Raw genomic sequence first — 15004 nt, 5'->3', positions numbered from 1 at the left:
CTGTTTTATGCAGTGTCCACACAGATTGCTTGGTCGAAATGTAGAACGTAAAAAGACTTGGGTCTGTAGCTCAGGTGGTTAGAGCGCACCCCTGATAAGGGTGAGGTCGGTGGTTCGAGTCCACTCAGACCCACCACTTTTTCTCCCAGAAAAAGTGGCGGTAAAGTCTTTTACATCGTTGGGGTTATAGCTCAGCTGGGAGAGCGCCTGCCTTGCACGCAGGAGGTCTGCGGTTCGATCCCGCATAGCTCCACCACTCTTTAAGTACATTTGAAAAAGTGTGTTTAAAAAGTGGTTATCTAACGATGATTACATGTTCTTTAACAATCTGGAAAGCTGACTAGTAAATTCAATCGAAAGATTGATTTTAAAAAATGTTTTTATCTTCGGATAAAAACGAGTTCTCAAAACAACACACATTCAAGTGTCTTGTATCGAGTCCGGCGAAAAACCAATGTTTAATAGTTTCTTGATCGGATTATTAAACGCAAACCTTGGTTAGTTGAACATACAAGACCTCTTGGGGTTGTATGGTTAAGTGACTAAGCGTACACGGTGGATGCCTTGGCAGTCAGAGGCGATGAAGGACGTATTAACTTGCGATAAGCCCAGATTAGGCAGTAAAAGCCACTTGAGTCTGGGATTTCCGAATGGGGAAACCCACTAGCATAAGCTAGTATCATTAACTGAATACATAGGTTAATGAAGCGAACCGGGGGAACTGAAACATCTAAGTACCCCGAGGAAGAGAAATCAACCGAGATTCCGGTAGTAGCGGCGAGCGAAACCGGATTAGCCCTTAAGCTAGTTCTGCGTTAGGTGAAGGTTCTGGAAAGGACCGCGATACAGGGTGATAGCCCCGTAACCAACAACGCTTTATTAGTGAAATCGAGTAGGACGGGACACGTGATATCCTGTTTGAACATGGGGGGACCATCCTCCAAGGCTAAATACTCCTGACTGACCGATAGTGAACCAGTACCGTGAGGGAAAGGCGAAAAGAACCCCTGTGAGGGGAGTGAAATAGAACCTGAAACCGTGTACGTACAAGCAGTAGGAGCCCACTTGTTGGGTGACTGCGTACCTTTTGTATAATGGGTCAGCGACTTAATTTTAGTAGCAAGGTTAACCGTTTAGGGGAGCCGTAGGGAAACCGAGTCTTAACTGGGCGTCATAGTTGCTAGGATTAGACCCGAAACCGAGTGATCTAGCCATGGGCAGGTTGAAGGTGAGGTAACACTTACTGGAGGACCGAACCGACTAATGTTGAAAAATTAGCGGATGACTTGTGGCTAGGGGTGAAAGGCCAATCAAACTCGGAGATAGCTGGTTCTCCCCGAAAGCTATTTAGGTAGCGCCTCGGACGAATACTACTGGGGGTAGAGCACTGTTAAGGCTAGGGGGTCATCCCGACTTACCAACCCTTTGCAAACTCCGAATACCAGTAAGTACTATCCGGGAGACACACGGCGGGTGCTAACGTCCGTCGTGAAGAGGGAAACAACCCAGACCGCCAGCTAAGGTCCCAAAGTTATAGCTAAGTGGGAAACGATGTGGGAAGGCTCAGACAGCCAGGATGTTGGCTTAGAAGCAGCCATCATTTAAAGAAAGCGTAATAGCTCACTGGTCGAGTCGGCCTGCGCGGAAGATTTAACGGGGCTAAGCTATACACCGAAGCTGCGGCAATGTGAATTTATTCACATTGGGTAGGGGAGCGTTCTGTAAGCCGTTGAAGGTGCATTGTAAAGTGTGCTGGAGGTATCAGAAGTGCGAATGCTGACATGAGTAACGATAAAGGGAGTGAAAAACTCCCTCGCCGGAAGATCAAGGGTTCCTGTCCAACGTTAATCGGGGCAGGGTAAGTCGACCCCTAAGGCGAGGCCGAAAGGCGTAGTCGATGGGAAACGGGTTAATATTCCCGTACTTCTTATAATTGCGATGGAGGGACGGAGAAGGCTAGGTGAGCCTGGCGACGGTTGTCCAGGTCCAAGTATGTAGGCTGATGAATTAGGCAAATCCGGTTCATCTTAAGGCTGAGATACGATGTCGAGCTACTACGGTAGTGAAGTCATTGATGCCATGCTTCCGGGAAAAGCTTCTAAGCTTCAGATTATAAGAAATCGTACCCCAAACCGACACAGGTGATCAGGTAGAGAATACCAAGGCGCTTGAGAGAACTCGGGTGAAGGAACTAGGCAAAATGGTACCGTAACTTCGGGAGAAGGTACGCTCCTAGCGGTGATGAGACTTGCTCTCTAAGCTGCCGGGAGTCGCAGATACCAGGTGGCTGCAACTGTTTATTAAAAACACAGCACTGTGCAAAATCGAAAGATGACGTATACGGTGTGACGCCTGCCCGGTGCCGGAAGGTTAATTGATGGGGTTAGACTTCGGTCGAAGCTCTTGATCGAAGCCCCGGTAAACGGCGGCCGTAACTATAACGGTCCTAAGGTAGCGAAATTCCTTGTCGGGTAAGTTCCGACCTGCACGAATGGCGTAATGATGGCCACGCTGTCTCCACCCGAGACTCAGTGAAATTGAAATCGCAGTGAAGATGCTGTGTACCCGCGGCTAGACGGAAAGACCCCGTGAACCTTTACTATAGCTTGGCACTGAACATTGACCCTACATGTGTAGGATAGGTGGGAGACGTTGAAGCAACCGCGCCAGTGGTTGTGGAGTCAATCTTGAAATACCACCCTTGTATGCTTGATGTTCTAACGTTGGCCCCTTATCGGGGTTACGGACAGTGCCTGGTGGGTAGTTTGACTGGGGCGGTCTCCTCCCAAAGAGTAACGGAGGAGCACGAAGGTGGGCTAATCACGGTCGGACATCGTGAGGTTAGTGCAATGGCATAAGCCCGCTTGACTGCGAGAATGACAATTCGAGCAGGTGCGAAAGCAGGTCATAGTGATCCGGTGGTTCTGAATGGAAGGGCCATCGCTCAACGGATAAAAGGTACTCCGGGGATAACAGGCTGATACCGCCCAAGAGTTCATATCGACGGCGGTGTTTGGCACCTCGATGTCGGCTCATCACATCCTGGGGCTGAAGTCGGTCCCAAGGGTATGGCTGTTCGCCATTTAAAGTGGTACGCGAGCTGGGTTTAGAACGTCGTGAGACAGTTCGGTCCCTATCTGCCGTGGGCGTTGGATGATTGAGAGGGGCTGCTCCTAGTACGAGAGGACCGGAGTGGACGAACCGCTGGTGTTCGGGTTGTATCGCCAGATGCATTGCCCGGTAGCTAAGTTCGGAATCGATAACCGCTGAAAGCATCTAAGCGGGAAGCGAGCCTCAAGATGAGTCATCCCTAGACCTTTAAGGTCTCTAAAGGGTTGTTGAAGACTACAACGTTGATAGGTCAGGTGTGTAAGTGCTGCGAGGCATTGAGCTAACTGATACTAATTGCCCGTGAGGCTTAACCATACAACACCCAAGGGGTTTTTCTTCTCAAAGAGAAGAGACGGACTCTGCAAACGCTTGAATGCGTGTTGAGAACAACTAGTTAGATTTTCCCAGATTGCTATTTATTGCCATAAGGCGATAAATAAAACAGAATTTGCTTGGCGACCATAGCGTTATGGACCCACCTGATCCCTTGCCGAACTCAGTAGTGAAACGTAATAGCGCCGATGGTAGTGTGGGGTCTCCCCATGTGAGAGTAGGACATCGCCAGGCTCAAATTTATGAGAGCCCGTTCAATGAACGGGCTTTTATTTCGCTCTCGCTGATTGAAATGTGAGCGACGTCAACAGAAGGTTTTTACTTTTTAATCGATTGATAAAAAAGATGAAAATTTTGTCTTGACTGAACATCAGAAAAGCGTATTATACGCCACCTGACTTGCTGAAGCGTTCAACGCTAAGGCATTGAAAGTCAACGTTCTTTAACAATTTGACCATGCAATCTGTGTGGGCACTCACTGAATAGTTAAGTCGAAAGATTTATCAATAAACTGAGTGACCAAAACAAAATAGCGCAAGTTATTTTGGCACAGTTATTTAATTATCATTTTTTAAATGATAAAAAGCTTTAATTTACTACGGTATTTAAAGTCAGTATTTATTGAGCCGGTCGAAAGACCAACAAAACTTTAATTGAAGAGTTTGATCATGGCTCAGATTGAACGCTGGCGGCAGGCCTAACACATGCAAGTCGAGCGGTAACAGAAAAGAAGCTTGCTTCTTTTGCTGACGAGCGGCGGACGGGTGAGTAATGCCTGGGAATATACCCTGATGTGGGGGATAACTATTGGAAACGATAGCTAATACCGCATAATCTCTTCGGAGCAAAGAGGGGGACCTTCGGGCCTCTCGCGTCAGGATTAGCCCAGGTGGGATTAGCTAGTTGGTGGGGTAATGGCTCACCAAGGCGACGATCCCTAGCTGGTCTGAGAGGATGATCAGCCACACTGGAACTGAGACACGGTCCAGACTCCTACGGGAGGCAGCAGTGGGGAATATTGCACAATGGGGGAAACCCTGATGCAGCCATGCCGCGTGTATGAAGAAGGCCTTCGGGTTGTAAAGTACTTTCAGTTGTGAGGAAGGCGTTGGAGTTAATAGCTTCAGCGTTTGACGTTAGCAACAGAAGAAGCACCGGCTAACTCCGTGCCAGCAGCCGCGGTAATACGGAGGGTGCGAGCGTTAATCGGAATTACTGGGCGTAAAGCGCATGCAGGCGGTCTGTTAAGCAAGATGTGAAAGCCCGGGGCTCAACCTCGGAACAGCATTTTGAACTGGCAGACTAGAGTCTTGTAGAGGGGGGTAGAATTTCAGGTGTAGCGGTGAAATGCGTAGAGATCTGAAGGAATACCGGTGGCGAAGGCGGCCCCCTGGACAAAGACTGACGCTCAGATGCGAAAGCGTGGGGAGCAAACAGGATTAGATACCCTGGTAGTCCACGCCGTAAACGATGTCTACTTGAAGGTTGTGGCCTTGAGCCGTGGCTTTCGGAGCTAACGCGTTAAGTAGACCGCCTGGGGAGTACGGTCGCAAGATTAAAACTCAAATGAATTGACGGGGGCCCGCACAAGCGGTGGAGCATGTGGTTTAATTCGATGCAACGCGAAGAACCTTACCTACTCTTGACATCCAGAGAATTCGCTAGAGATAGCTTAGTGCCTTCGGGAACTCTGAGACAGGTGCTGCATGGCTGTCGTCAGCTCGTGTTGTGAAATGTTGGGTTAAGTCCCGCAACGAGCGCAACCCTTATCCTTGTTTGCCAGCACGTAATGGTGGGAACTCCAGGGAGACTGCCGGTGATAAACCGGAGGAAGGTGGGGACGACGTCAAGTCATCATGGCCCTTACGAGTAGGGCTACACACGTGCTACAATGGCGTATACAGAGGGCTGCAAGCTAGCGATAGTGAGCGAATCCCACAAAGTACGTCGTAGTCCGGATTGGAGTCTGCAACTCGACTCCATGAAGTCGGAATCGCTAGTAATCGTGAATCAGAATGTCACGGTGAATACGTTCCCGGGCCTTGTACACACCGCCCGTCACACCATGGGAGTGGGCTGCACCAGAAGTAGATAGCTTAACCTTCGGGAGGGCGTTTACCACGGTGTGGTTCATGACTGGGGTGAAGTCGTAACAAGGTAGCCCTAGGGGAACCTGGGGCTGGATCACCTCCTTACCTAAAGACTTTTCTGTTTTATGCAGTGTCCACACAGATTGCTTGGTCGAAATGTAAAAGAGCCAACATAAGTTGCCCAACAACTTATGTTATGAACATTGTCCCGTTCGTCTAGAGGCCTAGGACACCGCCCTTTCACGGCGGTAACAGGGGTTCGACTCCCCTACGGGACGCCACTTTTTAAACGTACTTCTCTTAAATAAAAGAGATTTTGAGTGCTTTTAAAAAGTGGACGTCGAAAGATAGACANAAAACATTGGGGTTATAGCTCAGCTGGGAGAGCGCCTGCCTTGCACGCAGGAGGTCTGCGGTTCGATCCCGCATAGCTCCACCAATGTCCCGTTCGTCTAGAGGCCTAGGACACCGCCCTTTCACGGCGGTAACAGGGGTTCGACTCCCCTACGGGACGCCAATGGGTCGTTAGCTCAGTTGGTAGAGCAGTTGACTTTTAATCAATTGGTCGCAGGTTCGAATCCTGCACGACCCACCATTCTTTCTCACGAAGGAATTAAAACTATCGTGGGCGATTAGCTCAGTTGGGAGAGCACCTCCCTTACAAGGAGGGGGTCACTGGTTCGAGCCCGGTATCGCCCACCATTTCTCTTCGGAGAACTTCTTTTGAAGTAAAACATTGGGGTTATAGCTCAGCTGGGAGAGCGCCTGCCTTGCACGCAGGAGGTCTGCGGTTCGATCCCGCATAGCTCCACCAATGTCCCGTTCGTCTAGAGGCCTAGGACACCGCCCTTTCACGGCGGTAACAGGGGTTCGACTCCCCTACGGGACGCCACTTTTTAAACGTACTTCTCTTAAATAAAAGAGATTTTGAGTGCTTTTAAAAAGTGGACGTCGAAAGATAGACACATGCTCTTTAACAATCTGGAAAGCTGACTAGTAAATTCAATCGAAAGATTGATTTTAAAAAATGTTTTTATCTTCGGATAAAAACGAGTTCTCAAAACAACACACATTCAAGTGTCTTGTATCGAGTCCGGCGAAAAACCAATGTTTAATATTTTCTTGATCGGATTATTAAACGCAAACCTTGGTTAGTTGAACATACAAGACCTCTTGGGGTTGTATGGTTAAGTGACTAAGCGTACACGGTGGATGCCTTGGCAGTCAGAGGCGATGAAGGACGTATTAACTTGCGATAAGCCCAGATTAGGCAGTAAAAGCCACTTGAGTCTGGGATTTCCGAATGGGGAAACCCACTAGCATAAGCTAGTATCATTAACTGAATACATAGGTTAATGAAGCGAACCGGGGGAACTGAAACATCTAAGTACCCCGAGGAAGAGAAATCAACCGAGATTCCGGTAGTAGCGGCGAGCGAAACCGGATTAGCCCTTAAGCTAGTTCTGCGTTAGGTGAAGGTTCTGGAAAGGACCGCGATACAGGGTGATAGCCCCGTAACCAAAAATGCAGTCTTAGTGAAATCGAGTAGGACGGGACACGTGATATCCTGTTTGAACATGGGGGGACCATCCTCCAAGGCTAAATACTCCTGACTGACCGATAGTGAACCAGTACCGTGAGGGAAAGGCGAAAAGAACCCCTGTGAGGGGAGTGAAATAGAACCTGAAACCGTGTACGTACAAGCAGTAGGAGCCCACTTGTTGGGTGACTGCGTACCTTTTGTATAATGGGTCAGCGACTTAATTTTAGTAGCAAGGTTAACCGTTTAGGGGAGCCGTAGGGAAACCGAGTCTTAACTGGGCGTCATAGTTGCTAGGATTAGACCCGAAACCGAGTGATCTAGCCATGGGCAGGTTGAAGGTGAGGTAACACTTACTGGAGGACCGAACCGACTAATGTTGAAAAATTAGCGGATGACTTGTGGCTAGGGGTGAAAGGCCAATCAAACTCGGAGATAGCTGGTTCTCCCCGAAAGCTATTTAGGTAGCGCCTCGGACGAATACTACTGGGGGTAGAGCACTGTTAAGGCTAGGGGGTCATCCCGACTTACCAACCCTTTGCAAACTCCGAATACCAGTAAGTACTATCCGGGAGACACACGGCGGGTGCTAACGTCCGTCGTGAAGAGGGAAACAACCCAGACCGCCAGCTAAGGTCCCAAAGTTATAGCTAAGTGGGAAACGATGTGGGAAGGCTCAGACAGCCAGGATGTTGGCTTAGAAGCAGCCATCATTTAAAGAAAGCGTAATAGCTCACTGGTCGAGTCGGCCTGCGCGGAAGATTTAACGGGGCTAAGCTATACACCGAAGCTGCGGCAATGTGAATTCGTTCACATTGGGTAGGGGAGCGTTCTGTAAGCCGTTGAAGGTGCATTGTAAAGTGTGCTGGAGGTATCAGAAGTGCGAATGCTGACATGAGTAACGATAAAGGGAGTGAAAAACTCCCTCGCCGGAAGATCAAGGGTTCCTGTCCAACGTTAATCGGGGCAGGGTAAGTCGACCCCTAAGGCGAGGCCGAAAGGCGTAGTCGATGGGAAACGGGTTAATATTCCCGTACTTCTTATAATTGCGATGGAGGGACGGAGAAGGCTAGGTGAGCCTGGCGACGGTTGTCCAGGTCCAAGTATGTAGGCTGATGAATTAGGCAAATCCGGTTCATCTTAAGGCTGAGATACGATGTCGAGCTACTACGGTAGTGAAGTCATTGATGCCATGCTTCCGGGAAAAGCTTCTAAGCTTCAGATTATAAGAAATCGTACCCCAAACCGACACAGGTGATCAGGTAGAGAATACCAAGGCGCTTGAGAGAACTCGGGTGAAGGAACTAGGCAAAATGGTACCGTAACTTCGGGAGAAGGTACGCTCCTAGCGGTGATGAGACTTGCTCTCTAAGCTGCCGGGAGTCGCAGATACCAGGTGGCTGCAACTGTTTATTAAAAACACAGCACTGTGCAAAATCGAAAGATGACGTATACGGTGTGACGCCTGCCCGGTGCCGGAAGGTTAATTGATGGGGTTAGACTTCGGTCGAAGCTCTTGATCGAAGCCCCGGTAAACGGCGGCCGTAACTATAACGGTCCTAAGGTAGCGAAATTCCTTGTCGGGTAAGTTCCGACCTGCACGAATGGCGTAATGATGGCCACGCTGTCTCCACCCGAGACTCAGTGAAATTGAAATCGCAGTGAAGATGCTGTGTACCCGCGGCTAGACGGAAAGACCCCGTGAACCTTTACTATAGCTTGGCACTGAACATTGACCCTACATGTGTAGGATAGGTGGGAGACGTTGAAGCAACCGCGCCAGTGGTTGTGGAGTCAATCTTGAAATACCACCCTTGTATGCTTGATGTTCTAACGTTGGCCCCTTATCGGGGTTACGGACAGTGCCTGGTGGGTAGTTTGACTGGGGCGGTCTCCTCCCAAAGAGTAACGGAGGAGCACGAAGGTGGGCTAATCACGGTCGGACATCGTGAGGTTAGTGCAATGGCATAAGCCCGCTTGACTGCGAGAATGACAATTCGAGCAGGTGCGAAAGCAGGTCATAGTGATCCGGTGGTTCTGAATGGAAGGGCCATCGCTCAACGGATAAAAGGTACTCCGGGGATAACAGGCTGATACCGCCCAAGAGTTCATATCGACGGCGGTGTTTGGCACCTCGATGTCGGCTCATCACATCCTGGGGCTGAAGTCGGTCCCAAGGGTATGGCTGTTCGCCATTTAAAGTGGTACGCGAGCTGGGTTTAGAACGTCGTGAGACAGTTCGGTCCCTATCTGCCGTGGGCGTTGGATGATTGAGAGGGGCTGCTCCTAGTACGAGAGGACCGGAGTGGACGAACCGCTGGTGTTCGGGTTGTATCGCCAGATGCATTGCCCGGTAGCTAAGTTCGGAATCGATAACCGCTGAAAGCATCTAAGCGGGAAGCGAGCCTCAAGATGAGTCATCCCTAGACCTTTAAGGTCTCTAAAGGGTTGTTGAAGACTACAACGTTGATAGGTCAGGTGTGTAAGTGCTGCGAGGCATTGAGCTAACTGATACTAATTGCCCGTGAGGCTTAACCATACAACACCCAAGGGGTTTTTCTTCTCAAAGAGAAGAGACGGACTCTGCAAACGCTTGAATGCGTGTTGAGAACAACTAGTTAGATTTTCCCAGATTGCTATTTATTGCCATAAGGCGATAAATAAAACAGAATTTGCTTGGCGACCATAGCGTTATGGACCCACCTGATCCCTTGCCGAACTCAGTAGTGAAACGTAATAGCGCCGATGGTAGTGTGGGGTCTCCCCATGTGAGAGTAGGACATCGCCAGGCTTCAAATTGCTTAAATGCTGAATAGACACTGCGGAGTGGTAGTTCAGTTGGTTAGAATACCGGCCTGTCACGCCGGGGGTCGCGGGTTCGAGTCCCGTCCACTCCGCCATTATTAAAAAAACCTGAATCTAACGATTCAGGTTTTTTTTCGTCTGTAGGAAAGGGTAGCTATAGCGTAGTTGTTCATTTGATTAACTTTTTGGAGAGCTAGTGTTATATCACGAAGAGGGGGTTGATGTCGGTATGTCTATTTTGTCATTATTAAAGAGATCTATAATTAAGTATGCCGCTGTTTAAATAGATGTAATAGCTCTGAATTTGATAGTAGGTATTGGTCGGATAGGAGGAATGGTTAAGAAGTAGAGATATTGCGCAGCAAATTATATAATTGCTGCGCATTGTAGTGATGTTATAGGATTTGATTAAGGATATGATCGGCCTTGACACGACGGATCCGCTTAATTAACTTCTTCACTTGAGGTGGGTAACTGTCAATCTTTTCAATTTGTTTGTAGCTACCAATCAACGTGGTGTGGGTAAGGATACAATCAATTTCTTGTTGAGTTTGAAGAGCTAGAAGTTGGTTCTTATCATGAATTAGAATGGCATTTTCTAAATCAAGTTTCCATGCGCGGGGGTTTAAGTTATTACCTGTAACAAGCATATATTGGCTATCAACCCAGATCCCTTTAAGGTGAAAGCTATTGTTATCATGCTTCCAAAGGTGAATCGCTAATTGGCGACTTGCGATTGCCGACTCATTATTTTTAGCAAAATTACGTAGGTTTACTTCGTAAAGATAAGGTAAACCAGCGATAGTTTTAAAAGGCTCTGATGGTGGAATATAAAAGTCATTAGCCGTTTTATCACCTACAACGATAGTAATTTTAACTCCACGTTTTAATGCCTTAATAACTTCTTTGCTAACACCTCGTGGAAAGTTGAAATAGGGCGTGCAAATTGTTAATTCATGCTGTGAGCTTGCAATTAATGCACAAATTTCTTGATTGAGCTGGTTACGACGTTTACCTAAACCAATTAATGGTGTTAAGCCTACTTCGTCGGCAGCAATCGTTTCTGCAGTATAGTGATAACTTGCTTGTTGTAATGCTGCACGAAGATCTTTAATTGCACTTTTTAAGGATTTTGTATCGGGACGTACCGCTTGATTTAAACAATTAACAGCATCACTTTCGACTAAGGTTTCAGTGATAAATGTTGCCATGCTATTTGCGAGTTTGCTGTTTTTAATGACATGGTAGCGATCGTAACGGTAACGGTCGTGTTGTGCGAGATAAACATCATTTAGGCTAGCGCCGCTATATATCACCGTATCATCGATAATAAAGCCTTTTAAGTGTAATACACCAAAAACTTCACGATTACGTACAGGTACACCAAGCACTTCTATTGGGTGTTGGTATTTCTCTGCATATTCACGGTATAAAGCCGCATTACCATCAGATTGGCTTGCACCAATGAGACCACGTTGAGCACGATGCCAATCAACGAAGACTTTAATATCTAGCGCTGGATTACGTTGCTTTGCTTCGTATAGCGCAGTCAATATACCGCGACCAGCCTCGTCATCTTGCAGATAAAGAGCAACGATATAAATGCGTTGCTGTGCCGAATCAATTTCTTGGTATAAACGCTTTCTGAAAGAGCTCGCGTCAAAAAGAGTCTCTAAATTTTCGGGCTTGTGCGCAATACACGGCAGTTGATCTATATACTGCCTGTTAGCAATAGCTGAATCCATTATCGCCTCGTTTACACGATCTATAAGAAGATAAATTTGAGTTAAGAAACGAATTATATCAGAAAAAGTGTCAAGTCAACCTACTTCATTGCTAGATATACGACCACCTCACTAATTTATGATTATGGTTGAGCAAGATAGTGCATCGGGATCAGTTTTTTTCCACTATTACAGTAACGCTCAAATCGTTGCTGTAAATCATGTGGTAGTTGTTGAGGCTCTAGAGTAATAAAGCCTGCATGCTGGTAGAGCGCCTCAAGCTCTTTAAATGCAAAGCAATAACAAGGTTTTTGATTTATCTGCGGTATAGCGTGTTGTAGTAATTGAGTTGCAATTTTCTGGCCTCGGTATTCTGGCTTAACTAACATTCCGGTTAATAGCTGTAGCTCACCAATATTTTTAAATCGAACACAGCAAATAACCCCTTGCTGTGATTCGCCAACCCATAGAACTTCATCACGTTTTGCTTTACCTGCGGGATAAAAATCTTTATAGAGTTTATTAATGATAGGTAATCGAATTGGATTTAACTGCTGATAGTGAATTTGGCTCATGGGAAAACACTGCGTTGTGGGATTGAATCGGGTAAAATAGACTAATTAGTATAAAGATATGGTCTTAAATTAACATGAAAGTTTTACCTGATCATGGGTTAGCACCTTATCATACCTTTGGTATTGATGCTGTAGCCACACAGATTGTTGAAGCTGAAAGTATTGATGATTTTGTTAATATTTGGCACGATTCAAACTTTAATACAATGCCTAAGTTAGTAGTAGGTCAAGGAAGTAATTTGCTTTTTTGCGAAGACTATCAAGGTGTGATTATTCTTAACCGGATTAAAGGTATTACGTTAACAGAAACTGATATAAGTTTTTGTTTGCATGTCGGCGGTGGTGAGGATTGGCATCAACTAGTGAGCTGGTGTGTAAAACATAATATTGGTGGTTTAGAAAATTTAGCCCTAATCCCTGGTTGTGTTGGCTCATCACCCATTCAAAATATTGGTGCTTATGGTATTGAGCTCAAAGATGTTTGTCAGTACGTTGATGTACTCGACGTTAACACCAATAACGTTAGCCGCTATGAAGCAGCTGCTTGTGAATTTGGTTATCGAGATTCGATCTTTAAACATCAATTAAAAGATGGCCATATTATTGTCGCTGTTGGTTTTTGTTTACCTAAACTATGGCAGCCTCAGATAGCTTATGCACCTTTAAACCAGTTTGATGTGGCAACTGTGACGATTCAGCAAGTGTTTGATGCTGTATGTACGGTTCGTAAAGCAAAACTCCCCGATCCTGCAGAAATTGGTAATGCAGGTAGTTTTTTTAAAAATCCTATTATTTCCAAAACATTACGCAATAAGCTACTTGTTGACTATCCAGCAATGCCTAGTTATGGTGTTGATGATAACCAAGCAAAGCTAGCTGCTGGTTGGTTGATCGATCAATGTGGTCTTAAAGGACATCAAATTGGTGGTGCGAAAGTACACCCACAGCAAGCATTAGTATTGACTAATGTAGGAACAGCGACAGCGCAGGATGTTATTTGTCTTGCACAATATGTGGTTGATAGTGTTGTAGCAAAGTTTGGTGTTGTTTTGGAACATGAAGTGCGATTTATGGCTGCGAATGCTGAGACACATTTGAATGAGATATTAGCATAATGAAAGAGCATTCAACTCGTTTAGCCCTTATTCGCTTATTAGCCGATGGTCAATTTCATTCCGGTGAACAATTGGGATCGGCATTAGGTATGTCACGCGCTGGAGTTGCTAAGCAAATTAAGATTATTCAGCAGTGGGGGCTCGATTTATATAGTGTCCAGGGTAAAGGTTATTGTTTAGCAGCACCGATTGAATTACTTGATAGTAAACGTATTACTGAATTAGTCAGTTGTCCACAGCTAGAATTGATCCCAGTGATTGATTCGACTAATCAACATTTGCTTAATCAGATTGGTCAATTACCAAGTGGTGCAGTCTGCCTGGCTGAATATCAACAAGCCGGCCGCGGGCGACGAGGCCGACAGTGGCAGTCTCCTTTTGGCAGTAATCTCTATTTATCTACCTACTGGCGTTTAGAGGCTGGCGTGGCGGCTGCGATGGGATTAAGTTTGGTGGTTGGTGTAGCCATTGCTGAAACCTTGCAGCAATTTGGTGCGCCAGATATTCGAGTAAAATGGCCCAATGATCTTTATTGTCATGATCAAAAATTAGCCGGTATTTTAGTTGAGATGACCGGAAAAGCTGGCGATGCTGCTCATTTGGTGATTGGAATGGGATTGAATATTGCCATGCCGACAGTTGCTACCGATATGATTGATCAAGCATGGACCAATTTAAGTGCTGCCTGTACGCCGTTGCCATCGCGTAACGTGTTAGCGGCGACATTAATTGCTCGTATTCATCAAACTTTAAATGAGTATGAAGAGGTTGGTCTTCGTGGTTTTGTTGAGCGTTGGAATAAAATTGATAACTTTTTAAACCGCCCAGTAAAATTACTCATTGGTGAGCGGGTTGTTGAGGGTATTGCTCGTGGTATTAATGAGCAAGGCGCGTTATTACTTGAAACTGACAATGGTATTACTGCTTATGTTGGTGGTGAAATCAGCCTTAGAGGTTGTTGATGCAATTATTAATTGAAGCGGGTAATACTTACGTTAAGGTTGCCCTATTACAAACAAGTGGTCAGATAGAGTTAATCGGTAAATATCCGAGTAAAAAATTAGAGCTAGTACTTGATCCTATTTTAGAGCAAAGAATTAAGCGGATTGTTTTTGCGAGTGTTGGTCCCGTTGAGGTTGATAATACCATCCAGCGTATTGCACAAGTGGCAAATATTCCTGTATTACAAGTGAAAACAATGCGTAAGGACTTTGGGGTTAAAAATGGTTATAACGAATATCAGTATTTAGGTGTTGATAGGTGGTTAACCTTAGTGGCTATCCATCAAGAGTTTAAGCGTCCGACCGTCATCGTTGATATTGGTACAGCGTTAACATTTGATGTTTTAAGTGGTGATGGAAAGCATCTTGGTGGCTGGATTGCACCAGGCTATCAATTAATGATGAAAGTGGTGTTAGAAAATACTACCAAGGTGTTTTCTGATCATGAACATTGCAATAGTTTGCGGTTAGCTGATAATACTGCTGATGGGCTTAAAAATGGTTGTCGTGCGGCCTTGATTGGCTTGATTGAATATGGTTTAAAAGAGGCGCGTGAAAAGCTAGATGCTGAGCCAGTGGTGGTGTTATGTGGTGGAGGGGTAAGACATCTACCTATTACGGATATTAAAAATTATAATCACCGCTCAGAATTGGTACTTGAAGGGCTTGCTTTGTATGCGAAATGTCGATAATGGATAAATTTACGACAA

5 protein-coding genes, 10 tRNA genes and 5 rRNA genes are annotated in these 15004 nt (G+C 46.1%); 18 read left to right on the top strand and 2 right to left on the bottom strand.

The genetic code is table 11. From position 1 onward, the window contains the following. Nucleotides 1-59: 59 nt before the first annotated feature. The 15 genes from PPBDW_RS14790 to PPBDW_RS14720 all read left to right on the top strand — a co-directional run bounded on the left by PPBDW_RS14790 (nucleotide 60) and on the right by PPBDW_RS14720 (nucleotide 9974). A tRNA-Ile gene (locus tag PPBDW_RS14790) sits at nucleotides 60-136 on the top strand. Nucleotides 137-180: 44 nt separating this feature from the next. Continuing rightward, a tRNA-Ala gene (locus tag PPBDW_RS14785) sits at nucleotides 181-256 on the top strand. Nucleotides 257-532: 276 nt separating this feature from the next. Continuing rightward, nucleotides 533-3426: ribosomal RNA gene (locus tag PPBDW_RS14780) — 23S ribosomal RNA — on the top strand. Between the two features lie 136 nt (nucleotides 3427-3562). Next, nucleotides 3563-3678: ribosomal RNA gene (gene rrf, locus PPBDW_RS14775) — 5S ribosomal RNA — on the top strand. 416 nt (nucleotides 3679-4094) lie between these two features. Further along, nucleotides 4095-5639 (top strand): 16S ribosomal RNA (locus tag PPBDW_RS14770). Between the two features lie 100 nt (nucleotides 5640-5739). Further along, nucleotides 5740-5815, top strand: a tRNA-Glu gene (locus tag PPBDW_RS14765). A gap of 82 nt (nucleotides 5816-5897) precedes the next feature. Then, nucleotides 5898-5973, top strand: a tRNA-Ala gene (locus tag PPBDW_RS14760). A 2-nt stretch (nucleotides 5974-5975) separates the two neighbouring features. Beyond that, nucleotides 5976-6051, top strand: a tRNA-Glu gene (locus tag PPBDW_RS14755). 2 nt (nucleotides 6052-6053) lie between these two features. Beyond that, nucleotides 6054-6129: transfer RNA gene (locus PPBDW_RS14750), tRNA-Lys, on the top strand. A 31-nt stretch (nucleotides 6130-6160) separates the two neighbouring features. Then, a tRNA-Val gene (locus PPBDW_RS14745) sits at nucleotides 6161-6236 on the top strand. A 36-nt stretch (nucleotides 6237-6272) separates the two neighbouring features. Then, a tRNA-Ala gene (locus tag PPBDW_RS14740) sits at nucleotides 6273-6348 on the top strand. 2 nt (nucleotides 6349-6350) lie between these two features. Continuing rightward, nucleotides 6351-6426, top strand: a tRNA-Glu gene (locus PPBDW_RS14735). A gap of 293 nt (nucleotides 6427-6719) precedes the next feature. After that, a 23S ribosomal RNA gene (locus PPBDW_RS14730) occupies nucleotides 6720-9613 on the top strand. Between the two features lie 136 nt (nucleotides 9614-9749). Then, nucleotides 9750-9865, top strand: a 5S ribosomal RNA gene (rrf, locus tag PPBDW_RS14725). The 16S, 23S and 5S rRNA genes sit together here with 10 tRNA genes alongside, the layout of an rRNA operon. Nucleotides 9866-9897: 32 nt before the next feature. Next, a tRNA-Asp gene (locus tag PPBDW_RS14720) sits at nucleotides 9898-9974 on the top strand. 300 nt (nucleotides 9975-10274) lie between these two features. On the opposite strand, the gene pssA is transcribed toward PPBDW_RS14720, so the two are convergent. Continuing rightward, nucleotides 10275-11624 carry a CDP-diacylglycerol--serine O-phosphatidyltransferase gene (pssA, locus tag PPBDW_RS14715; RefSeq protein ID WP_036788979.1) on the bottom strand — a complete coding sequence of 450 codons (1350 nt, stop codon included), beginning with the start codon at nucleotides 11622-11624 and terminating at the stop codon, nucleotides 10275-10277. Between the two features lie 122 nt (nucleotides 11625-11746). Then, entirely contained in the window at nucleotides 11747-12178 is a 432-nt protein-coding gene (locus tag PPBDW_RS14710; protein WP_036788977.1) for a GNAT family N-acetyltransferase, read from the bottom strand. A gap of 74 nt (nucleotides 12179-12252) precedes the next feature. Between PPBDW_RS14710 and murB the strand changes: the two genes are divergently transcribed. Genes murB through PPBDW_RS14695 form a run of 3 tightly spaced genes read left to right on the top strand, consistent with a single transcriptional unit; the run spans nucleotide 12253 to nucleotide 14986 of the window. Then, nucleotides 12253-13293 carry a UDP-N-acetylmuramate dehydrogenase gene (gene murB, locus PPBDW_RS14705; RefSeq protein WP_036788975.1) on the top strand — a complete coding sequence of 347 codons (1041 nt, stop codon included), beginning with the start codon at nucleotides 12253-12255 and terminating at the stop codon, nucleotides 13291-13293. Further along, on the top strand, nucleotides 13293-14255 hold the full coding sequence (gene birA / locus PPBDW_RS14700) for a bifunctional biotin--[acetyl-CoA-carboxylase] ligase/biotin operon repressor BirA (protein ID WP_036788973.1): 963 nt from the start codon (nucleotides 13293-13295) through the stop codon (nucleotides 14253-14255). Before murB ends, birA begins: the two co-directional genes overlap by 1 nt. Further along, nucleotides 14255-14986: a type III pantothenate kinase gene (locus PPBDW_RS14695; RefSeq protein WP_036788971.1), complete on the top strand. Its 732-nt coding sequence runs from the start codon at nucleotides 14255-14257 to the stop codon at nucleotides 14984-14986. The genes birA and PPBDW_RS14695 overlap by 1 nt, the downstream gene beginning before the upstream one ends. Nucleotides 14987-15004 lie beyond the last annotated feature (18 nt).

It is taken from the genome of Photobacterium kishitanii, assembly GCF_000613045.3.
Lineage (GTDB): Bacteria > Pseudomonadota > Gammaproteobacteria > Enterobacterales > Vibrionaceae > Photobacterium > Photobacterium kishitanii.
This window is presented reverse-complemented; position numbering and strand designations above follow the sequence as displayed.